Annotated in this window: 21 protein-coding genes and 1 riboswitch; of the genes, 6 read left to right on the forward strand and 15 right to left on the reverse strand. The window is 47.2% G+C overall.

What is annotated here, in order from left to right; genetic code table 11:
- The first annotated feature begins 172 nt into the window (after window positions 1-172).
- Entirely contained in the window at window positions 173-1,180 is a 1,008-nt protein-coding gene (mreBH, locus tag ACRC6Q_RS17955) for a rod-share determining protein MreBH (protein ID WP_223642817.1), read from the forward strand.
- Window positions 1,181-1,773: 593 nt separating this feature from the next.
- Window positions 1,774-2,340, forward strand: a complete 567-nt coding sequence (locus tag ACRC6Q_RS17960; RefSeq protein ID WP_223642819.1) for a beta-class carbonic anhydrase — start codon at window positions 1,774-1,776, stop codon at window positions 2,338-2,340.
- A 7-nt stretch (window positions 2,341-2,347) separates the two neighbouring features.
- On the opposite strand, the gene ACRC6Q_RS17965 is transcribed toward ACRC6Q_RS17960, so the two are convergent.
- The 3 genes from ACRC6Q_RS17965 to ACRC6Q_RS17975 all read right to left on the reverse strand — a co-directional run bounded on the left by ACRC6Q_RS17965 (window position 2,348) and on the right by ACRC6Q_RS17975 (window position 5,267).
- Window positions 2,348-2,830 (reverse strand): DinB family protein, encoded by a 483-nt coding sequence (locus tag ACRC6Q_RS17965; protein WP_298833280.1) that lies wholly within the window; start codon window positions 2,828-2,830, stop codon window positions 2,348-2,350.
- A gap of 87 nt (window positions 2,831-2,917) precedes the next feature.
- Complete coding sequence (locus ACRC6Q_RS17970) at window positions 2,918-3,466, reverse strand: GNAT family N-acetyltransferase (protein ID WP_223642823.1); 549 nt, start codon at window positions 3,464-3,466, stop codon at window positions 2,918-2,920.
- 1 nt (window position 3,467) lies between these two features.
- Window positions 3,468-5,267, reverse strand: coding sequence for a M3 family oligoendopeptidase (locus ACRC6Q_RS17975; RefSeq protein ID WP_431467178.1), 1,800 nt, complete (start codon window positions 5,265-5,267; stop codon window positions 3,468-3,470).
- A gap of 193 nt (window positions 5,268-5,460) precedes the next feature.
- Between ACRC6Q_RS17975 and ACRC6Q_RS17980 the strand changes: the two genes are divergently transcribed.
- A complete protein-coding gene (locus ACRC6Q_RS17980; protein WP_223642827.1) occupies window positions 5,461-6,195 on the forward strand; it encodes a tryptophan-rich sensory protein in 735 nt (244 codons plus the stop codon).
- A 121-nt stretch (window positions 6,196-6,316) separates the two neighbouring features.
- Here ACRC6Q_RS17980 and map read toward each other — a convergent pair whose 3' ends face one another.
- Together map and thiT are read right to left on the reverse strand one after the other, a co-directional pair.
- Window positions 6,317-7,069: a type I methionyl aminopeptidase gene (gene map / locus ACRC6Q_RS17985; protein ID WP_431467179.1), complete on the reverse strand. Its 753-nt coding sequence runs from the start codon at window positions 7,067-7,069 to the stop codon at window positions 6,317-6,319.
- Window positions 7,070-7,204: 135 nt separating this feature from the next.
- Window positions 7,205-7,780 (reverse strand): energy-coupled thiamine transporter ThiT, encoded by a 576-nt coding sequence (thiT, locus tag ACRC6Q_RS17990; RefSeq protein ID WP_223642839.1) that lies wholly within the window; start codon window positions 7,778-7,780, stop codon window positions 7,205-7,207.
- A gap of 98 nt (window positions 7,781-7,878) precedes the next feature.
- Window positions 7,879-7,976, reverse strand: a riboswitch (TPP riboswitch).
- A 147-nt stretch (window positions 7,977-8,123) separates the two neighbouring features.
- Between thiT and ACRC6Q_RS17995 the strand changes: the two genes are divergently transcribed.
- Both ACRC6Q_RS17995 and ACRC6Q_RS18000 read left to right on the forward strand, forming a co-directional pair.
- Window positions 8,124-9,197, forward strand: a complete 1,074-nt coding sequence (locus ACRC6Q_RS17995; RefSeq protein ID WP_223642947.1) for a M20 family metallopeptidase — start codon at window positions 8,124-8,126, stop codon at window positions 9,195-9,197.
- Window positions 9,198-9,263: 66 nt separating this feature from the next.
- A complete protein-coding gene (locus ACRC6Q_RS18000) occupies window positions 9,264-9,410 on the forward strand; it encodes a hypothetical protein (protein WP_223642856.1) in 147 nt (48 codons plus the stop codon).
- A gap of 271 nt (window positions 9,411-9,681) precedes the next feature.
- Here ACRC6Q_RS18000 and ACRC6Q_RS18005 read toward each other — a convergent pair whose 3' ends face one another.
- The 4 genes from ACRC6Q_RS18005 to ACRC6Q_RS18020 all read right to left on the reverse strand — a co-directional run bounded on the left by ACRC6Q_RS18005 (window position 9,682) and on the right by ACRC6Q_RS18020 (window position 14,983).
- The gene (locus ACRC6Q_RS18005; protein ID WP_431467180.1) at window positions 9,682-10,602 is read right to left on the reverse strand and encodes an SGNH/GDSL hydrolase family protein; all 921 of its coding nucleotides are present in this window, start codon (window positions 10,600-10,602) and stop codon (window positions 9,682-9,684) included.
- A gap of 12 nt (window positions 10,603-10,614) precedes the next feature.
- Window positions 10,615-11,844 carry an aminopeptidase gene (locus tag ACRC6Q_RS18010; RefSeq protein ID WP_223642860.1) on the reverse strand — a complete coding sequence of 410 codons (1,230 nt, stop codon included), beginning with the start codon at window positions 11,842-11,844 and terminating at the stop codon, window positions 10,615-10,617.
- Window positions 11,841-13,001: a DEAD/DEAH box helicase gene (locus ACRC6Q_RS18015; RefSeq protein WP_223642862.1), complete on the reverse strand. Its 1,161-nt coding sequence runs from the start codon at window positions 12,999-13,001 to the stop codon at window positions 11,841-11,843. Before ACRC6Q_RS18015 ends, ACRC6Q_RS18010 begins: the two co-directional genes overlap by 4 nt.
- Window positions 13,002-13,513: 512 nt before the next feature.
- Window positions 13,514-14,983, reverse strand: coding sequence for an MDR family MFS transporter (locus tag ACRC6Q_RS18020; RefSeq protein WP_223642864.1), 1,470 nt, complete (start codon window positions 14,981-14,983; stop codon window positions 13,514-13,516).
- Between the two features lie 174 nt (window positions 14,984-15,157).
- Between ACRC6Q_RS18020 and ACRC6Q_RS18025 the strand changes: the two genes are divergently transcribed.
- Window positions 15,158-16,018 (forward strand): TetR/AcrR family transcriptional regulator, encoded by an 861-nt coding sequence (locus tag ACRC6Q_RS18025; protein WP_223642867.1) that lies wholly within the window; start codon window positions 15,158-15,160, stop codon window positions 16,016-16,018.
- Window positions 16,019-16,052: 34 nt separating this feature from the next.
- On the opposite strand, the gene ACRC6Q_RS18030 is transcribed toward ACRC6Q_RS18025, so the two are convergent.
- From ACRC6Q_RS18030 to ACRC6Q_RS18055, 6 genes are all read right to left on the reverse strand, one after another.
- Window positions 16,053-17,501, reverse strand: coding sequence for an amidase family protein (locus tag ACRC6Q_RS18030; RefSeq protein ID WP_431467181.1), 1,449 nt, complete (start codon window positions 17,499-17,501; stop codon window positions 16,053-16,055).
- Window positions 17,502-17,545: 44 nt separating this feature from the next.
- The gene (gene fbpA / locus ACRC6Q_RS18035) at window positions 17,546-17,704 is read right to left on the reverse strand and encodes a Fur-regulated basic protein FbpA (RefSeq protein ID WP_223642871.1); all 159 of its coding nucleotides are present in this window, start codon (window positions 17,702-17,704) and stop codon (window positions 17,546-17,548) included.
- 148 nt (window positions 17,705-17,852) lie between these two features.
- Window positions 17,853-19,217 (reverse strand): 23S rRNA (uracil(1939)-C(5))-methyltransferase RlmD, encoded by a 1,365-nt coding sequence (gene rlmD, locus ACRC6Q_RS18040; RefSeq protein ID WP_431467182.1) that lies wholly within the window; start codon window positions 19,215-19,217, stop codon window positions 17,853-17,855.
- 73 nt (window positions 19,218-19,290) lie between these two features.
- The gene (cydS, locus tag ACRC6Q_RS18045) at window positions 19,291-19,401 is read right to left on the reverse strand and encodes a cytochrome bd oxidase small subunit CydS (RefSeq protein WP_394122031.1); all 111 of its coding nucleotides are present in this window, start codon (window positions 19,399-19,401) and stop codon (window positions 19,291-19,293) included.
- Window positions 19,402-19,415: 14 nt separating this feature from the next.
- Complete coding sequence (locus ACRC6Q_RS18050; RefSeq protein WP_223642875.1) at window positions 19,416-20,444, reverse strand: cytochrome d ubiquinol oxidase subunit II; 1,029 nt, start codon at window positions 20,442-20,444, stop codon at window positions 19,416-19,418.
- Window positions 20,441-21,787: a cytochrome ubiquinol oxidase subunit I gene (locus ACRC6Q_RS18055; RefSeq protein WP_223642877.1), complete on the reverse strand. Its 1,347-nt coding sequence runs from the start codon at window positions 21,785-21,787 to the stop codon at window positions 20,441-20,443. Before ACRC6Q_RS18055 ends, ACRC6Q_RS18050 begins: the two co-directional genes overlap by 4 nt.
- Window positions 21,788-21,973 lie beyond the last annotated feature (186 nt).

Consider the following 21,973-nt stretch of genomic DNA (forward strand, 5'->3'; position numbering starts at 1 on the left):
AAAAAACGGCTTCTTCACTGAAGCCGTTTTTTTCAGCTCCATAAGCCATACCATAATTAATTTTTTTATCCATTTCCCTTGTACTTTAGGTCCCTTCGGCTCTTTCGCTTGATCTTCTATAATGTTAGAATCCAAACTAGTCAGCGTCTTTATTCATAGGAGGAATTCACGTATGTTTTCTGCAATAGATATTGGTATCGATTTAGGAACTGCAAATATATTGGTTTACACGAAATCAAAAGGCATCATTATAAACGAGCCCTCGGTGGTTGCCCTGGATGCGAAAACACGGGCTGTTCTGGCCATCGGCGACGAGGCAAAAGCGATGCTCGGCAAAGCTCCCGATTCCATCCTCGTCATCCGCCCCTTGAAAGATGGCGTCATTGCAGATTTCGATGTTACACGGGACCTGTTGAAAATTATTATGCAAAGAGCCGCAAAACAGCTCGGAAGTGCTTTTCGCAAGCCCAATGTCATGGTTTGTACGCCTTCTGGAGCGACTACGGTTGAACGCCGCGCTATTCACGATGCCGTGAAGCAAAGCGGAGCCAAAACCGTCCACTTGATTGAAGAAACAGTGGCTGCCGCAATTGGAGCCGAACTGCCGATCAGTGAACCGGTCGCAAGCGTTATCGTGGATATCGGCGGCGGCACAACGGAAGTCGGCATCATCTCTTTTGGTGGAGTCGTTTCATCCAATACTGTCAAAGTTGCAGGTGACCGCATGGATGAAGACATTATTCATTACGTCCGGAAACAGTATAATGTCCTAATCGGTGAACGCACCGCTGAAAATATTAAAAAGGAAATTGGCTATGCACCCGTTCCCCACGAAGCCGAAAACATGGAAATCCGGGGCCGCGACATCATGACGGGCTTGCCGAAAACCATCAACTTGAGCTCGCTTGAAACGCAGGAAGCACTGAAAGAATCCTTATCCGCTATTTTGGAATGCATCCGCGCGACTTTGGAAAATTGCCCGGCAGAACTATCCGGGGATATGGTCGACCAGGGTGTTGTCATTTCAGGAGGAGGCGCCTTACTGAAAGGCATGCAGGAATGGCTGTCGAAAGAAATCTCAGTTCCCGTCCACATCGCACCTCAGCCGCTCGAGTCTGTCGCTATCGGAACAGGATTGTCCCTCGGCATGATCAAACAGCTGGAGAAAATGTCGAGGTGATAAGAAAAGCGGAAGCGCCCGTGTAGATTCGGCGGGCATAAGACAGACCAGCAGTGTGGCGCTTTTTGCCACGCGGCTGGGTTGGCTTATGACCCTAGAATCTGCGCGCTGGAGCTGGACAATAAGAAAAGCGTAAGCAACCGTTAAGCCCCGACAAGCGCTGGAAGCCTGACCGGTAATGGCGTTCGTTGCCATTGCCGGTTAGGCTGAAGCGACTCGAGGGGCTGGCTGCTGGAGCTGGACAACACCGAAAAGCGGAAGCGCCCGGTTAGCTCTGACAGGTGTAAGACGAGCTGGCAAAGCGGCATGTTTTCAGCCGCACAGCCAGATCGGCTTACGTCCCGAAGAGCTGGGCACTGGAGCTGGACAACACCGAAAAGTGGAAGCGCCCAACCACACAAGAACTGAAATTCCACCAAAGCATCTGGGTCACCATGCCCACCCCTTGTTCTATAAAAGACAAGCGCTTATTATCTAGGAAACGATGTGGGATGACTTTTTTCCTTATTTTCTTTATATGGCCTATTTCAATTCGTATTTTTCAGAAATTTGGATTAAACTTAAAAGGTACTAGTCGATAAGGAGGAAACAACATGGCTTTATTGGATGAAATTTTGGAGTATAACGAAGAGTTTGTGAAAGAAAAGCGGTACGAGGAATTTATGACCACCAAATTCCCTGACAAAAAAGTCGTTATTTTGACATGCATGGATACGCGTCTTTTTGAGATGCTGCCAAAAGCGATGAATTTTAAAAATGGTGATATAAAAATAGTCAAAAGTGCAGGAGCTGTCATCAACCACCCGTTTGGCGGCATTATGCGGAGTTTACTTGTCGCTGTATATGAGTTGAATGCAGACGAAATCTACATTATCGGACACCATGATTGTGGGATGTCCTCCATTAAACCTCATGAAATGCTTGAGAAGATGAAAAAACGCGGTGTAGAAGAGAAGACCATTGAGATGATGGAGTATTCCGGAGTGGATCTCGAAGGCTGGCTACGCGGTTTCGATAATGTTTCGGAAAGCGTTGCACACAGTGTCAATATGGTGCGACACCACCCATTGCTAGACCCTACAGTTCCAGTCCACGGACTGGTGATCGACCCAACTACAGGTAAGCTTGATGTTGTCGTCAATGGAAACGAAAACCGCTGAGAAACTCTCAGCGGTTTTGTTTTTGATAATAGATATAATCGAGCGGTATTCCCTCTTTGCCGAACTGGCGGAGGAAAGATGTGATTTGTCCTCGATGGTAGCTTGCGTGATTGATGACGGTGAACAGCATCTCTTCACGGGACGTTGAAAAATCATCGCCCCGCATGTTCTGATAATGGAGAACCTCCTGCCATTGCTGCTCTGATAAAGAAGCAAAATACAATTCCATTTCAGCATGCAGCAACATAAAAGCTTCAATCGCTAGTTCAGTTGTCGCTACATCAAAATGTTCAAACACTGGCTTCTTTACACCATTCATCCGAAGAAGCCACAGCTTTTCCACTCCAATGACATGCGCAATCGTCGCTTCGATGGAAGCAAATGAATTTGCGCCTTCTTTTTGGTAGATTTCTTCGCCAATCGTTTGAACATGCTCCAAGCAGGCCAGTGTCGCCCATTTATGATAAGAGAACAACTTGTCTTTATTCATATTCTACGCACCTTCCTCCGCTTTTATTCATGTTTCAAACCAGCGCTGCATTTCTTTCCACCATTTTTTATAGGTGGCCTTGCCCTTTCAAAATTCGTCTTCAACCATGGCATAGTAATAATGATCTTTCCATTCGCCATTGATGTAAAGAAACTCTTTCAGCAAACCTTCCTGACGAAAGCCGGTCTTCTCCAATACCCGGATGGATCCAACATTCTCCGGAGAGACGTAAGCCTCGATCCGATGGAGCCGAAGCTGTTCAAATCCGAATGTAATCATCAACCTTACCGCTTCTGTGGCAATACCTTTGCCGACATAGGCCTCATCGATCGAGTAACCGACTAAAGCGCTTAAAAACGGCATGCGTTTGACGCTATAGATGGAAATGTGGCCAATCAGCTTATTGGTATCATGCTCGAAGATTCCAACACTGTATTCGCGATTTTCTCTTGCCTGGTAAATCGATTCCCGAATTTTTTCACGCTGAACGGCTGCTGAAAAATAACTGTCCCGGTGACGCGGTTCGTACACAGACCAATAATCCCGGTTTCGCAGTAGCAACTGCACCATTTCTTCTGCATCTTCAATCGTCAAACTGCGCAGGTAACAGGTCTGTCCCTCGAAAAGCAAGTTCATATCAGGCCTCAGCAGATGTCAGCGAAATGAATTCCTTGGCATCTTGGACACATAAAGCGATTCCTTTTTCCCAGAACGCCTGTTGTGTAATGTCTTCACCCAAATGCTTCATTGCCAAGTCTTCTGCTGACATCACTGCTGTATCGCGAAGCAAAGCCATGTATTTCTCTTCAAAGCCGGTTCCTTCTTCCAACGCTTTTGCATAAACGCTCAAGGAGAACAGATAGCCAAACGTATACGGAAAATTATAGAACGGCACATACGTAATATAGAAATGCAGTTTGGATGCCCAGAAATGCGGATGCGTTGAAGCCAGCCCGCCTGCAAATCCTTCTGTTTGCGCCTGTTCCATTAATTCATTTAATCGGCTTGCCGGAACGACCCCTTTTTTGCGTTCTTCATAGAAACGGGTTTCAAAAAGGAAACGGGAATGGATATTCATAAAGAACGCGACGCTGCGCTGGACTTTATCTTCCAATAAAGCAATTTTCTCGTCTTTGGACTGCGCATTTTTCACCGCTGCATCCGCCACAATCATTTCGGCGAATGTAGATGCTGTTTCCGCTACATTCATCGCATAGGAACGGTTCAATGAATGGACTGGACGAAGGGCATAGGTATGAAAGGCGTGCCCGAGTTCGTGTGCCAGCGTCGCCACATTGGACATCGATCCGCTGTAAGTCATGAAAATACGCGACTCCTCACTTAACGGCAAGCCGGTGCAAAATCCTCCTGGGCGTTTATTCGGACGGTCTTCTGCTTCAATCCAGCCTTTTTCGAATGCCTGCTGGGCGAATTGCTCTAATTCCGGACCGAATTTACCGAATTGCTGGAGGATGAATTCAGCTCCTTCCTGATAGGAAAACTGCTGCGTGCTCTCTGTCACCGGTGCATCGACGTCATACCAATCCAATCCGTCTTTCCCGAGCAGCTTGCCTTTTTGGTTTAAATAGTCGACGAAAGGCTGCTTATTTTTGCTGATTGCCCCCCACATGGCGTCCAATGTTTCCTGCTTCATCCGGTTGATATGCAGCGGTTCCTGCAGCGGACTATCCCAACCGCGTTTTTTATAGGTTTCCAGACGGAATCCAGCTATAGAGTTCAAGGTTTTCGCAAAGAACTCTTCTTTATCTGCCCATGCCTCTTCCAACTTTTCATAGGATTCCTTCCGTACTGCAGCATCTTTATGGGAGCTTAAGTTATTCGCTTGTCCAACCGACAGCACTTTCGACTCGCCGTCTACAGTGACCGTCACGCTGATTTCTCCCACCAGCATATCGTACAATTGGCTCCAGCTATGATAACCATCGATGCTTAACGCAGTGATCAGGTTTTCCTCTTTTTCAGAAAGCAGCATCTTTGCTTCTTCACGCCATTCATTCAAGACAAATGTAAATTCGCGCAAAGCCTCTTCGTTCAGCAGCTCTGCCCAAACTCCCTCTTCAGTCTTCGATAGATCCTGCTGGATTTTCTGAAAAGAGCTTTGAAAACGCGCAGAGAGTGAAGAAGCTTCGCTTTCCAAAACACCAGCTTTTTTATCCTGAGTGTTCTGGGCCATCAGACAGCCGATGAATGCACCAGACTGGCTTAAATGCCGCATCACATGACTCATTTGTTCAAGCACCTCAGCCACTTTTGGAGCATCCTCTTTTGCAGCCGGCACTTCGAACTTCTGGACAAACTCTTCAAATCCAGAAAGCTTCGTTACCGCTTCGTTCATATGCAGCCGCAATTCCTTTGATTCGCTGCTCCCTGGAAATAGCGTATCCAAATCCCATACTTCCGGATAGTTAACTGTCATGATATGGCCCCCTGGTAAACTTAATTTTCTAAAAACACTTATAAGTATATCATTTTTCCTTCCTGAACCGGAACAATATTCCACATAGGCACCCTGCACTTCACCTAATCGCCATTTTTAGGGAATTTTTTGGAAAAGGATAATTGTTGATTGAAACGGCGACAGGTATACTGAAAAGAAGGAGGGATTTCGCATGATTCGTATTTTGCTTATGACAATTGCTTTCATCGCTGTAATTGTCATGAATACTTTAGCAAACACCTTGCCGCTGAATGATCAGACCACCGGAGAAATATCTAATCGGCTTCTGGTCTTGTTTACGCCAGCCGGTTACGTATTTTCAATTTGGTCCATCATCTATCTTTTATTGGCTGTTTGGATCATCGCTTTCTGGGTGCGGTTAAGAAAGGGAGAAACTCCCTCATCCAAGATTGCCTTATTTTTCATCTTAAGCTGCATTTTCAATATCACCTGGCTGCTTTTGTGGCATTATGAATTCTTCGCCTGGTCAATCATTGCAATGCTCGGCTACTTGGTGGCATTGATCGCCCTTTATCTGCAATACAGCAATTCAGAAAGAAAGATTACTGAACGGCTGCCGATTTCAATCAACATGGGTTGGATCAGTGTCGCAACCATCGCCAATATCAGTTTTGTCCTGACGTACTATAATTGGAGTGGCTGGGGACTCAGTGACCAGCTATGGACGGTGATCATGCTGACGGTCGCCACGGCACTTGCTTTGCACATCCGTTTCCATCATGCGGATATCCCCTTTGCTTTGGTCTTCATTTGGGCGTTCATCGGAATTGCCGTAAAGCATGGGACAGATGAAATGCTGGTGACAACGGCCGCCCTTTTCCTGAGCGGCGTCATTTTGACCGGTATTCTGCTAATTAAAAAAAGAACTGCCCCAGCAGTTCAGTAAAACTGTGGGCAACCCGATTCTAAAGGGTGTCCACAGTTTTTCGTTTCCAGACTTTGATAATAAATCGAAAAACAAAAGGGATCCGGCATTTGCTCCGGATCCCTTGATTTTTTTACAATTCTTATTTATCCATTTTGGTCAGCAGGATCGGCTCGCCTTTTGTAACGAGCACAGTATGCTCGATTTGCGCCACCAATGACTGATCCGGTGTGATGAATGTCCAGCCATCGCCTGATTCCACAATGTGCTCGGCCTTTTGCGAGATAAACGGCTCTACAGCCAGCACCATGCCTTCTTTCAGGATGGTCGTCTCCCACGCATCGTAATAATTCAGGATGTGCTGTGGAGCTTCATGCAGCGATTTGCCGATGCCATGGCCGGTCAAATTCTTGATAACGAACAAGCCCTGCTCTTTCGCCTCACGTTCCACTGCTTTACCAATTTGGTTAAGCTTTGCACCGGCTTTGACTTTTGTCATCGCGCGATCGAAAGCTGAAGCTGCAGCTTCACAGATTTTTTCCTTGTCCGCATGCCCTTCGCCTACAACAAAGGAAATGCCGGTATCGGAGAAGAATCCTTCGTATGAGCCAGAAACGTCGATATTGACGATATCGCCGTCTTGGATCACGCGGTCACCCGGAATTCCGTGTGCCACTTCTTCGTTGACACTGATGCAGGTGAATCCAGGAAAATCATACTCTGATTTAGGTCCGGAAACGCCGCCCAGCTCTTCGAACAATTTGCCGCCCAATTCGTCAATTTCCTTCGTAGTGACTCCAGCTTTAGTAGCCGCCTTCATCGCTTCACGAATTTCAGCCACCATTTGGCCGGCTTTTTTCAACATTTCAATATCTTTTTCATTAGTTGCTATCATCAATGACCCTTCTTTCAAGCTTTTCTATTCAAGAATTATACCACAAAATTAAATCAGGGGCTCCTGACCCGTTTCAATAAATCCGGGAAAATCGACATAAAAAAAGAAGGCTGTCCGAGGACAGCCTTCCATATTTCAAGCTTCAGCATCCACCAGTCTCGGAGCTGCTGCAAAAAGCGCAGCACAGACAAAGGCGGCAAGCAAAAATACCGGGATCATATACGTTGCATTATAAATCACCGAGTAAATGACCACATTGCCTTCAGCAAACATGCCGAAGAACAGGATGCCGGTAATGACATGGACGAGGTAGCGCAGCGCAGAAGCAAGTAACACACCGGCAACAACAGCCGTCAGCATCTTCCCTGTTTGCTTGGCATGTGCATGCTGCAGATACTTCCCACGCATGACACCCGCCAGCCCCACGACTCCGTAGGCGAGAAGATAATCCAATATGACCTGCATGACGACGAATCCGAAAGACAAGGGCGCCACAGAGATAAACCCTGAGACAATCTGCAGCAGCCCGACCAGGAATCCTGTCAGCACTCCGGCACCGACGCCTCTTCTGAAAGCGATCAATACAATTGGAATCATCACCAGGCTGACTGAACCCCCCTGTGGCATCCGGAAAGAAACGAAATCCAACACAAATCCAAGAGCTGCGAAAATGGCAATTTCCATCATCAACAATACTTTTTTATTTCTCATGACTTCCTCCTTTAATGTGTTATGCACATCACCAGAAGGGCCGTGAATAAAACCATATTAAAAACGGCGACAGGACAGAGCCTGTCGCCGTTGTAAGGGCCGGTTTCCATCCACATCCCTGCGCAAGTGTTAACTTACAGGTTCAAAGGGTAAGAACAAATGTTCACTCTCAGCAAAAGCTCCCCTTGTGGTGTATACAGATATTTAGCATTCACCTGTATTGTACACAAGGGTTTCATTTTGTGCAAGGCTGTTTTAAGATAGCCTGATAGGGTAAAGAATTACATGATGAAGATAGTTGAAAGGTGGTGAAGGCAGCCGGGATTCTGGGCTTGCCGAAAATATGATTGAATTGTTGAAGGAACTGATTAAAATTCAAAGCGATACTAAAGATGGAGCCAATGAAGCTCTTCTTTTTTGTGCAGATTGGCTGAAATCCAAAGGAGAAACCGTTACTGTCCATGACAATAAAGGTTATCTGATGCTGACTGCCGCTAAAGGGCAAGGCACCGAGACCATCGTTTGGAATGGCCACGTCGACGTCGTTCCTGGCCATAAAGAACAGTTTGTCCCAGTCGAAGAGCAGGACCGCATCTATGGCCGCGGCGCCGCTGACATGAAAGCCGGAGTTGCCGCGATGATGCAGGCCTTTATCGAGCTGGACAGTTCCGGCCTAGAGCGCACGGTGCAGCTGCATATTGTAACGGACGAAGAGATTGGCGGCCGAAACACTTCCAAGTGGCTGGTCGAACAAGGCTTCCATGGTGACTTCGTCATTTGCGGTGAACCTACGGGATTGAAAGTTGGCCTGCAATCCAAAGGTATCCTGCGGATGGATATGACGTTCAAAGGCAAACCGGCCCACGGGAGCCGTCCTTGGGAAGGCATCAACGCCATTGAATCTGCGATGAAATTCCACATGGCTATCTCTGAGCTTCCTTTCAGAAAAGAATCAACGGAATATTACGAGCAGCCTTCCGTCAATTTGCCGATCATCAAAGCAGGAGACCGTTACAATGTGGTTCCTGAAACGTGCGAAATGTCCTATGATATCCGCTTCATGCCCGGACAGGACAAAGACGAGATCGTTCGCCAATTGGCAGACTTGGCTGAAACCTTGGATCTCGATATGGACTACAAAGCGTCAGGATCTACCCCAGCCCTGACAACAACAAAAGAAAATCCCTATATCCAGAGCCTGCAAAAGGCGATTCTGGATACTACAGATCAGGAACCTGTTTTATTCGGCCAGCATGGCGCTGCAGATACGCGTTATTATGCAGCGGTGACCGGCGGCGAAGGGGCAATAGAATTCGGTCCAAGCGGCGATGATTGGCATGGCAATGCTGAATACGTAACGATTTCAAGCGTCCATGCGTACAAGGATATCCTCTTGGCTCATGCCCAATCTGCTTAAATAGGTTTGCATTCTGCAAAATTCGGGAAAATAACAATAACTAACCCCATGAATGGAGAGATTTAAATGGCAATTGGAAGACTAGTGAAATCTGCGATAAAATACGGTCCCATCGCTTACCCGATCATCCGTAAAGTATTAAATAAAAGAAAACAAGGAAAAGCTGGACAACCAGCTTCCAAACAATCTACATCGCGTGATAAAAAACGCTAAACCAAAAAACGTTCCGGCATAAAATATGCCGGAACGTTTTTTTGAGTTTTATAAAGAATTGGAGGTCCGCAGGATGCGGATCATGTAAGCGTTGCGACAGGAAGTTGCGCTTTTAGCTTACGTTCCTCTAAATGGGCGCTTACGCTTTTCTTTGTCCAGCTCCAGCAGCCAGCCCCTCGAGTCGCTTCAGCCTTTCCAGCAATGGCTGAAGAACGCCATTACCGGCAAGGCTTCCAGCGCTTGTCGGGGCTTGACGGCTGCTTACGCTTTTCTAGATATAATAAGGCATTGCTTCGCGCAATGCAAAGTAGCCGGTTGGGCTGCTTTCAGATGGGCGCTGTGCTGTTTCTTCCGAATCATTAGCCTCTTGGTCTTGGCCATCTTGCTCTTCTTGATCCTGTGCTTCCATTATCTGCTCGAAAGACAATGGGTTCGGCGGTGGCAATTCCAAGTCCTCGACTGTCCAAGCTGCCTGGTATTCATCGAAGAACGCATTGGCCATCGCCTGGTAGCCGACTGCATTCGGATGGACGTCGGCTGCATTCGGAACTTTATCTACGGCATTTTCACCAAATGGCTTGTCTACTGATACAAAAACGGCTCCTGCCTTTTCAGCAGACTCCTGGAGAATTTGATTGAGACGGTCAAGCTGTTTGGCCGTTCCGCTCTTTTGGCTGTCACGCACATGCGGATAGGCAAAATAATAACCCATTACATAAACCGCTGCGTCCGGAGATTGCTCCGTAAGCTCAGCCAAAATCAGCTCCATGTTCTTGCGTGCATCATTGAGTGCAAAATCCGCCTGCACCTGCTGGAACGTCAGCGATCCCTGTACTGAATCATTCTGTACGAGACGCAGCAGATCATTCGCCCCTGCTGATACGGTAATCAGATTGGCGGATGCCAGTACTTCCTTTGCCTCATCGGTTTGGATGCTGTCTAACACATCAGCCGTTGTAAAACCGGGAAATGCCAGGTTTTTCGAATAGAATGCGACAGGTTGGTTGCGTGACAGCTCTTGGGCAATCAAATCTGCATAGCCCGTATCTATTTGGCGTTCGGGTGTCTGCCCAGCTGCCAACGAATCACCGATGGCTACATAAGCTGCTGGTAGTTTAATCTCTGCCTGCGCATTAGCCGATCCGCTGAACAGGAAAAGTCCGGCCATGGCCGCAATCCAAAATTTTTTCATTTCACTCACCTCTTAGAATGCCCAGTTTCCATTTCGGAAGATAGGCTCTTTTGAACCATCTGCTGTGATGCCATCAATATCCATTCCGTCACTGCCAATCATAAAATCTTCATGGACAATCGATGTATTCAAGCCAATGGCAGCCAATTGATTGCGCTCCAGGTCACGTGCCCCTTCATAACAGGTCGGATAAGAATCGCCGATCGCTAAATGGTTCGAAGCATTTTCATCAAACAAGGTATTGTAGAACAAGATGTTCGAGTCGGAAATCGGTGAATGGTACGGCACCAATGCCACTTCTCCCAAATAAGCCGCACCTTCATCTGCATTGATCATTTCGTCGAGAAGTTCTTGCCCTACTTCCGCTTTGGCAGAAACAATTTTGCCTTTTTTAAAAGTTAGTGTGAAACCGTCGATGACATTGCCCTGATAAACCAATGGCTTTGTATTGCGGACCGTTCCATCCACTCCATGCTTTAAGGGAACGGTATAAACTTCCTCTGTCGGCATATTGGCGATGAACGGATTGCCTTGAGGCGTTTTTGACGCGCCGGACATCCAGATATGTTTGTCGGGAAGTTCGATTGTCAGTTCTGTACCAGGTGCGCTGTATTGCAGTTTCACGTATCGTTTATCGTTCAACTGGGAAGCGCGCTGTTCCAGTAAAGCGATGTGGTTTTTCCATGCTTCCACGGCATCACCTTCACCGATGCGAACCGTTTTGAAGATGGCCTGCCATAAGGCATCCACTTGTTTTTCAGCCGGTAGGTCAGGAAATACTTTTTGCGCCCATTTTGGTGACGGCATCGCGACGATCGACCAAGCCACTTTGTCTGTTCCGACCGCCTGTCGATAACGCTCCAGTGCTTTTCCGGCAGATTTTTGCGAATCAGCCAGACGTTTCGCGGGAATTCCCGTCAAAAGATCCGGATCTTCTGCATCAATCCACAAAAAAGAACCGCCTGTATTGATCACTTCATCACGCTGGACGACGGACCATTCAGGATATTCCGCAAAAGCTTCATCAGGTGCCAGTTCAAAATGCGTCCGCGTCAACACGGGATCCTCATAATTGACCTGCACCCGCTTAGCGCCTGCTTCGTAAGCTTTTTTAACAACAATTCGTGTGAATTCAAGTGTATCAATTGTCGTATTGATAACAATAAACTGTCCTTTTTGAACATTTAAGCCTACATGGACCGTCAAATCGGCATATTGTTCGAGCTTCTGCTGAAAATTCATCGTTTATTCCCCTTTGCAGCGATGGTTTTACTGGAACCTTCAATCAGTTTCCCGCCATGGATCACTTTTTGGACAGGTTTAGACGGCAATTCCTTAGTGAATTTCTTATAATGCCGTTCATCGGAATAGGCCAACAAGGTCAACACTTCACCATCCGCTCCAGCTCTTCCGGTTCTTCCTGAACGATGCAGGTACTGCTCAACCGTTTGGGGAACATCCACATGGATCACATGCGTCACTAAGTCGATATCCAGTCCGCGTGCTGCCACTTCTGTCGCTATCAATATGGCGACTTCCCCTTTTCGAAAAGCATCCAAAGCTTTTTTGCGTTCATCTTTCTTCATTTCGGAATGCAGGGTCACGATTTTCGCATCACGGAACTTCAGTTTATTTTCCTTCATCAGCAATTGATCCAGGTTATTGACGAACGCCAACCCTTTCATGCCTGGAATATGCGAAAGGCTGCGCAACATTTCGGTCTTGTCCCGCTCATCCACTTTAATGAATGAGTGCGTCACTTTCCCAAACATCGGCAGATCTTCTGCGGTTACTTGCAGACGTGTCGGGTGCTGCATCAAACGTTCTGCTACCAGCTCTATTTCTTCAGTGATGGTTGCAGATACCAGTACCAATTGGCGTTCATGCTGGGTTTTTTCAATCAAATCCTTCATGATGCCGCGGTGTTCGCGCGCCATCAGCTGGTCGCCTTCATCCAACACCAAAATCCGGATTTCATGCATTTTCAGCTTTTTGGTTTTCACCAACTCATTTAGACGTCCTGGCGTCCCCACCACAATCGTCGGCTTTTTCTTCAATTTCTCCAATTGGCGCTGGATATTTGCCCCGCCAATCAATTGAGTGACTGTTACGTCTGTTCCTTCTGTCCACTCACGCAGTACATTGACGATCTGCATCGACAATTCCTGCGATGGAGCGACGATCATTGCCTGGATTGCTTGTTTCTCAGGGTTGACCCGTTCTAATATCGGAAGTACATAAGCCAAAGTCTTACCGGAACCTGTTGGAGATTCTGCAACGATATCATTGCCGGCCAACATCTCCGGAATCATCTGCTCCTGGATCGGCATTGCCGTTTCAAACCCAGCCTTTTCCCATTTTTCCTGCCATATCGGACTCAATTCATTTATAAAAGTCATTTGCGATTCCACCTTCTTTTCAATGCTATAAGTGTATCATATTTGGTGTTTTAACGCCTTGATGAAACAAGAAAAGCGCAAGCGCCCGTGTAGCTCTGCCGGGCATAAGACAGACCGGCGAAGCGGCATATTTTCAGCCGCACAGCTGGGCTGGCTTATGACCCAAAGAGCTGGGCGCTGGAGTCTGGACATAGAAAAGCGCAAGCAGCCGTTAAGCCCCGACAAGCGCTGGAAGCCTTGCCGGTAATGGCGTTCTTCAGAGCCATTGCTGGAAAGGCTGAAGCGACTCGAGGGGCTGGCTGCGGGAGTCTGGACATGAAGAAAAGCGCAAGCGCCCGTGTAGCTCTGCCGGGCATAAGACAGACCGGCAGAGTGGCGTTCTTTGCCACGGCGCTGGGCTGGCTTATGACCCAAAGAGCTGGGCGCTGGAGCTGGACAATAAAGAAAAGCCCAAGCCCCGATGCTTACAAAAACCAAAAAACCAGACCCATAAATGGGCCTGGCTTCACGAATCATTCAGTTACTTCTTTTTGTTTATAGACAATCTCTTTTTCCGCTTCAGTGACCGGACGCACAGGTTTTTTAATGAAGAACGCCAGAATCAGCGACACTAGGGCGATAAAAGTCGATACGAAAAACGAAAAGTTGATGCCATCAAGCATTGCCAAATTCATGATACTCTCAGGATTAGTCCCACTTGCCGCCAGTTCTTTCGCTGTAGACTCAGTGCGCGTATTCATGATGGTGATCAGGAAAGCAGAGCCGACAGCACCCGCTACTTGCTGCAACGTATTATTGATGGCTGTTCCGTGCGGATAAGATTTCACCGGCAAGGTGTTAAGGCCGTTCGTCATAACCGGCATCATCACCATTGAAATGCCAAGCATCCGCAAAGTATAGATCAACATGATATTGATATAGCTGGAATCCAAGCTTAATTGGCTGAATAGATACGTGGTGAAAACGACGATTGCCAATCCAGGGATCGCCAGCACTTTTGCACCGAATCGGTCGAAAAGCCGGCCGGTAACCGGCGACATGAAGCCCATCACTAAAGCACCCGGCAACATCAACAAACCGGAGTCGATCGGTGAAATGCCTTTGATGGTCTGGATGTAGATCGGCATCAGGATCATCGCTGAAAACATGGACATGGATAGAGCGATTGAAATAGCGGATGACAAAGCGAACATCGGATATTTATAGATTCTGATTTCAAGCAAGGGTTCATCCAATTTCAATTGGCGCAAACCGAAGGCAATCAGCGAAACGATGCCGATCGCAATCGTCACCATAACAATCGGATCGCTCCAGCCCATCGTTCCTGCTGAACTGAACCCGTATAAAACACCTCCGAAACCTAAACTTGAAAGGGCCAACGAAGCCTTATCAAGCGAAATTTCTCGGTTCTGGAAGGTCAAGTTCTTCAATTTGAATATCCCTAAAGCCAGTGGAATCAAAGCCACCGGCAGGACGATCCAGAAAAGTACGCGCCATGAGTAATTCTCGACGATAAATCCGGAAAGTGTCGGTCCGATTGCAGGTGCAACGACCATGACGAGTCCAAACACCCCCATTGCCGATCCACGTTTTTCAACAGGAAATGCTGCAAGCATCACATTCATCAGCAATGGCATCATCAAAGCTGCACCGGAAGCTTGAATCATTCTTCCGATCAATAAAACACTGAATACTGGTGCCATTGCAGCAAGCAATGTACCAAGGGCAAATAACGACATGGCCACAATGAAAATCGACCGGTTTGAATAGCGCTGGATGAAATAAGCACTGGCCGGGATCAAAATTCCGTTGACGAGCATATATCCAGTGACCAGCCATTGTGCTGTGGAAGCCGCGATATCGAGGTCGATCATTATTTCAGGTAAAGCTATATTCAATAAAGTCTGGTTAAAAATTGCTACGAATGCACCCGTAAAGAGAATGGCGATTATGCCATAAGGCGTTTTTTTCTGTTCTTTCATCTTTTTCTTTCCTCCGTACTTACTGCTCTGTATTTTTTTCTGTTTCTCCATTGCATCATTCTATACCGACTGTATATTTTTTTCAAGTATTTTGCCATTCATTTATTAAAACATTGATTCAAAAGCGTTTTCAGGTTATTATAAAAATAGACTAACGGTATAAAGGTGAGGTAAATGAACCCTAAAAAACAACAGATCCTAAATGCGGCCTATGAACTTTTCATCAACAAAGGCTATAATTCCTCTTCGATACAGGACATCCTGGATGAAGCCAGTGTATCCAAAGGGACTTTCTATAACTATTTTGGATCCAAAGCAGAATGCCTTATGGCCATCATGGAATCCATCGGCAGCGAAATCCGCCAACGGCGAATGGCAGCGGCAGTCGGCATGCCCCCCCATAATCCAGAAGTTCTGGCAGAACAATTGTATATTCGAATTAAGCTGAACCTTGAAAAGAACTTGTTTTCTCTTTATGAAAGCATTTTCTACTCACAGGAGCCGGAATTGAAAGCATTCTCCATCAAACAATATTCTTCGGAAATGGAATGGATTTCTTCACGGATTGTGGATGTTTTCGGCAAAGAAGCAGCACCATATGCTCTGGAAAATGCGGCTTTTGTACATGGCTATGTTCAGCAGCTGATTCACTTATGGCGCCTTCTTTCCACCGAGGAAGTGCCGGCAGAAAAACTATCTTCTTTCGTGATTCGACGCTTGCAGGCGACCATCGCTCTTCAGATAGCGGCAAAAGATACCTTTATTGGTAATTTGAAATTGCCATTCGCCACCCCCACTGACGAATTCAGCCTGGCAGAACTTTCAACATTGCTCGAAACTTATGCAAAGAAATTAAAAAACCACAAAAATACGCAGCAACTGGTGCATTTTCTTTCAACAGAACTGGCCGCAGAAAGTCCGAGAAAAGCCTTAGTTGAAAGTGTCCTCACCTCACTGGCACATGACGATTTGATCGAATCTGAACTGTCGATCCTGATTGAGCATGTGTGGAAGCATTTAAGTGACATCACATAAAAAAGAGCGAAGCCTGTAGTGGCTTCGCTCTTTTTTATGGTTTGCGCCGCCCATTTACGGCTTGTTCAAACGCATAAGCATATTCAATCAAAGCCGGCTCACTGAATGCTTGGCCGGCGAACGTGATGCCGAATGGTTCTTTTGATTCGCTATAGCCAAAAGGTACCGTAATCGAAGGGAATCCAGCGGCCGCCCCGATATTGCAGCCGAAATCCTGGGGTAGCACCAACGCATCCACGCCGATATTTTCCAGCACTTCTTTCATGCCGCGTTCTGCTGCCAAAAAGCGGTTGCGCTCCAACGCTTCCACGTACTCCCGCTCTGTTAACATGCCCGTCATTCCATTGGCTTGTTCGAGCAGATTTTGTCCGAACTTCAGCATCTTCTCAGGGTGCTCGTTATTAAACGCGATGACATCGTCCAATGAACGAATCGGTTGATCGGGATTTGATTTTGCCAGGTAAGCATTGAGATTCGCTTTAAACTCATGCAACAGCACCGCAAATCCCAAATCCTCCTGATGGACGCCTAAATCGACGTCATCGATGAGTTCGGCACCACAAGCTCGAAGTGCATCCAGCGCTTTTTCGAAAAGAGCTGCCTGCTCGTCCCTGATTTCCTTGAACAGCCCTCTGGCTATACCAAGCTTGACACCTTGAAGGCCATCCGTCTTGAAGTGGCTGCTCCAATTATAGTTCTCAAATGGCGCTGCAAAAGCGGTACTGACGTCTTTCGGGTCGACGCCGATGATGGCTTGAAGAAGTGCCACAGCATCAGCAACCGTCCGCGCCAAAGGCCCTGGAACATCCTGTGTATGCGACAGCGGAATAATACCGGTCCGGCTTGCCAGGCCGACCGTGGGCTTAATGCCGACTAAACTGTTTTGGGCAGCCGGATTGATGATGGATCCCGATGTCTCTGTCCCAATCGCTCCCGCTGCCAGATTCGAGGCGATGGCTGCAGCAGAACCTGAACTTGAGCCGCCGACATCAAAAGCGCCATATGGATTTTTCACTTGCCCACCTCTTGAGCTGTAGCCGTTGGTCATTTTATCCGACATGAAGTTGGCCCATTCCGTCATATTGGTCTTCCCTAGAATCACAACACCCGCCTGTCGCAGCTTTTCCACCACTTTGGCATCCTGCAGTGCATAATGATCTTTCAGCGCGAAAGATCCGGCACTGGTATGCATCTTGTCGCCCGTTTCCATATTGTCCTTGACCAGGATCGGAATGCCATGCAGCACAGAACGCGGACCAGTTTGATGGCGTTCAAAATCAAGCGACTGTGCTGTCAATAAGGCATCCGGATTCATTTCAAGAACTGCTTGTGTATTTTTATCGCGCAAAGAAATGTTTTCTTTGTACATCAAAACCAGTTCTTCAGAAGTCAGCCGGCCTTCAGCCATCTCTTCCTGCATTTCAGCAATCGTCAATTCATCCAGCCGTTCCCGTCGGTACTCTTCTAAATGTTGATTGTGCATTGATTTTCCTCCTATTCCATATAAACCATTGAAAAAAGCCGGAATCAGCCGGCTTGGTTAGTTTCTGTATAGGTTTTCATCAACTCATAAAGTGAAGTTTCATATAATTGCCGTCCATTTATCTTAAAGACATTTTGTTCAACTAATCCTTGAATGATGATTTCACGTTTGTCAGTGAATTTCGACTCGGGTATCTGTTCCATTTTCCTCGTTCTCTCCTTCTGGAAGTATTCCCTTATCTTTACCCTTCAGCCTATCCCTTTAAAACCTGTCTATGTTTAAAATATCTTATTCTAATTGGAAATAAAAATAGAACCCGATCAGCATAAATGCTGATCGGGTTCTTGCGGGTTACTCCGCCAGTTCCAGCCAAGCCACTGCTTCACAATGGGTGGACTGCGGGAACATATCAACAGGCTGCACTTCTTTCGTGCGATACCCTCCATCTTCCAGTATGCGCAGGTCACGCGCCAATGTTGCCGGATTGCAGGACACATAGACTACACGCCTCGGACGCTGCTTAAGGATGGTCCGCAGCAATTGCTCATCACAGCCTTTGCGCGGCGGGTCAACGACCAATACATCCGCTTTCTTGCCTTCTTTATACCAGCGAGGAATGACTTGTTCAGCCGGTCCCGCTTCAAATAGCGTATTGGATAAGCCATTCAGTTCCGCATTGCGTTTTGCATCTTCGATCGCTTGGGGCACGATTTCGACACCCATCACAAATTCAGCGCGCTGCGCAAGGAACAAGGAGATTGTTCCGATGCCGCAGTATGCATCGATTACGGTTTCCTTTCCGGTCAATTGCGCATACTCGAGCGCCTGACCGTATAGAACTTCTGTCTGCTCGGGATTGATTTGGTAAAAAGACCGGGCGGAAATTTCAAAACGGACATCGCCGATCTGATCTTCGATTACGTCTTTGCCCCAAAGCGTCAAGGTTTCATCACCAAAAATGACATTGGTCTTTTCGCTGTTGATGTTTTGGACAACCGAAGTAACTTCCGGTACAGTCGCTTGGATCAGTTCAATGGCGCGTACTGCCTGAGGAAACTTCTTTTTCTTGGTCACCAGCACCACCATGATTTCGCCTGTCGCCCGCGCTTTCCGAACGACTACATGGCGGAGCATGCCGCGATGCGTCGCTTCTTCATAAGGCTCGATGCCTATTTCAGCCAGGTTCTTTTTCAAAGCCACCATGATGGCATCCGCTTCAGGCGTCTGGATCAAGCAAATATCCGTATCTGCAATGTCATGCGAACGCGTCTGATAAAATCCGGCGACGACTTTTCCGTCTTGTGTACCGAACGGGATTTGGGATTTATTGCGATAGCGCCATGGATGTTCCATGCCTTTTACCGGATGTACCGGGACGTCGGGCAATTTGCCGATCCGGGTGATGGCATCGCGCACCAATTTCTGTTTGAAGGTCATCTGGCCTTCATAGGACAAGTGCTGAATCTGGCAGCCTCCGCACGTATCGAACACCGGACACGGCGCGGTTACACGGAACGGGGACGCCTGTTTTATTTCAATAAGCTTCGCAAAGCCATAAGATTTCAAGGTCTTCAAAACATGGACAACTACATCTTCCCCCGGCAAAGCGCCTGGGATGAACAACGGGTAGCCTTCCACTTTCGCTACACCTGCACCGTCATGGGTCAAGTCTTCTACGTGGACCGTTATCCGGTCATTTTTATTTACTGGTTTCAAAAATATTCACTCCGTTTCACATCTAACTATCATACAACAAAAAAACGCGGCAGGCAAAAGCCTGCACGCGTGCCTAATCCCGATCTTTCGTAGCGGGACCATCTTTCAGCGAAAACCAGAAGCCGAAAATGATGGCTCCGAACAACACCAGAAATGGTGCATAAAATATCATGAAATCCTGCATGGATACTGCCTCCTCTATGCGTGGTAATCCGATTTGCCTTCGATGTAATCTTTATCGAACAGGAACAGACGGAACAACAAGTAAAGCGACGGCAACAACAGGCAGAGGCCTGCGATAAACGCGATGATCAAGGCGATGGCCATGGCTTCATTCGTAAAGCTGTCGTAGATCGTCAAATACGGATACAGCAGATACGGGTAATGCGATGCACCGTATGCAAAGAACGCCGTAAAGAATTGCCCCATCAATAAAATGAAAGCCCAACCGTAATGGCGTTTTTTCCATATCAGGTAAACCGTTCCGGCAAAAAGCAGGAACGATACAGCGAATACCCACCACAAGTCCAGAATGCGCGCATAATGTTCCGGATTATGGCCGCGCAGTTCGTAAATGATGCCAGTTGCCGTAATGATGGCTGGACCTGCCCAAATTAATGCGTATTTGCGCATCAGATCGGTTGCCTTGGCATCCCCAGCTTTAGCGGAATACCAGGTCAGGAATACCGCGGAAATGTAAAGGACTGCTGTTAAGCTCAGGACCACGATGCTCCACATTAAAGGACTGGTAAACAAAGCCCAGTAATCCAGGTAAGGCTGTCCGTTATCCATAAAGATAAAGCCGCCTTCGGACATGGCCAGCACCGGTGACAAAGCAGCGGGCAGCAGCAGGCCGGACAAGCCGTACATATAGATATAGCCTCTATGGTTGATCTTTGCCCCGTAGGTCGCAAACGCGTAATAGGAACCGCGGATCGCCAGCAGGATCAATGCCAGACTCGCTGGAACCAATAGCGTGGTGCCGTAGTAGAAAGCGGTCTGCGGGAAAAAACCGATGATCCCGACAAAGAAGAACACAAAGAATACGTTGGTGACTTCCCAAACCGGTGACAAATAGCGCTGAATGACTCCAGTCAATATATGCTGCTTGCCGACAAACGAGCTATAGGCATTAAAGAAGCCGGCGCCGAAATCGATCGACGCCACAATGACATACAGATACAGAAACAGCCAAAGAACGGATATGCCGATAATCTCTAAAGTCATTCTTCTTCACCGCCTTTGCCATTTTCGCGCGCTGCCAATTCTTTTTCAACCGGGTTGCGTTTGTACATACGGGTTAAGACGACCCCAGTACCGATACCCAAGATGAGGTATAAGCCTGCGAATAAAATGATCATCAGGTCCACTTGGCCACTGGTGGTTGCTGCTTCACTGACTTTCATATGGCCTCGAAGAACCCAAGGCTGGCGCCCTACTTCCGTGAACCACCATCCTGCTTCGATGGCGATGAGCGCTAACGGCCCTCCAGCCACTATCAGCCAGCGGAACCATTTTGCCCGGATAAATGCCCAGTTGCGCCAAGCGGCCACAACATAGACAAAGGAAAAGAATGCCAACCACATACCGATCATGACCATCGTATCAAAGAGGTAATGGATCCATAGCGGCGGTATTTCATCTTCCGGAAATTCATTAAGGCCGATTACTTCTGTAAACGGATTACTGTGTGCCAGAATGCTCAGCGCATAAGGGATTTTAATGGCGTACTTCGCCTCTTCCCCATCCAGAATCCCAAACAGGATCAATCCAGCTTCTTCCTCGGTTTCAAAATGCCACTCCGCAGCCGCCAATTTTTCTGGCTGGTACTCTGCCAAATATTTACCCGAGAAGTCGCCGATCAAAGCAGTGGCGATGGCGAATACCAATCCCAGTTTCATCGTTAAAAATAAAGCTTTTTTATGGTAGATATGCTTAGATCCACCCAACATGCGCAATGCAGCAATGGATGCCAGCACAAAAGCGCTGGTCATGAATGCCGTGGCCATAACGTGGGCCACTTTTGTGGGCACTGCGGGACTGAACATTGCCAGCAACGGACTGACATTGACCATTTCACCGTTCAGTATTTCAAAGCCCTGCGGCTGATTCATGAAGGCATTGACGATGGTGATGAAAACGGATGATGCAGCTGCACCAATCGCAACCGGAATAAGCAATAGAAAATGCTTTCGCTGATCTTCAAAGCGATCCCATGTGTAAAGATAAATGCCCAGGAAGATGGCTTCGAAGAAAAACGCAAAAACTTCCATAAACAACGGCAAAGCGATTACGTTCCCAGCCAATTGCATGAAATTCGGCCATAGCAACGATAACTGCAAACCGATAGCGGTACCGGTTACAACACCTACTGCAACCGTAATGACAAATCCTCTCGCCCATCGGCGAGCCAATAAAATATAATGATCGTCTTTTTTCTTAATGCCCACCCACTGGGCAATCATAATCATGAGAGGGACACCCACACCTATTGTTGCGTAAAGAATATGGAATGAAAGAGTCAATAGCGTTAAAATTCGACTCAGAAAAGCCGGATCTTGAAAGTCCAATCTACTCGTCTCCTTTTTTTCAAGCATGTAATTCACTGATCTCTAGTTCCTATTGTACCTCAAACCTATATCTCAAAACGCCTTCTAAGCCTTGTATTTATGTTCAACTTTGAATAAGCTGTGACAAAGATAAAGCGAAATGAATTGAAATTTTTCTTAATATTTAGTATTCTAAAGAGAATAAAG

Source organism: Planococcus sp. SE5232, assembly GCF_050686535.1.
Classification (GTDB): domain Bacteria; phylum Bacillota; class Bacilli; order Bacillales_A; family Planococcaceae; genus Planococcus.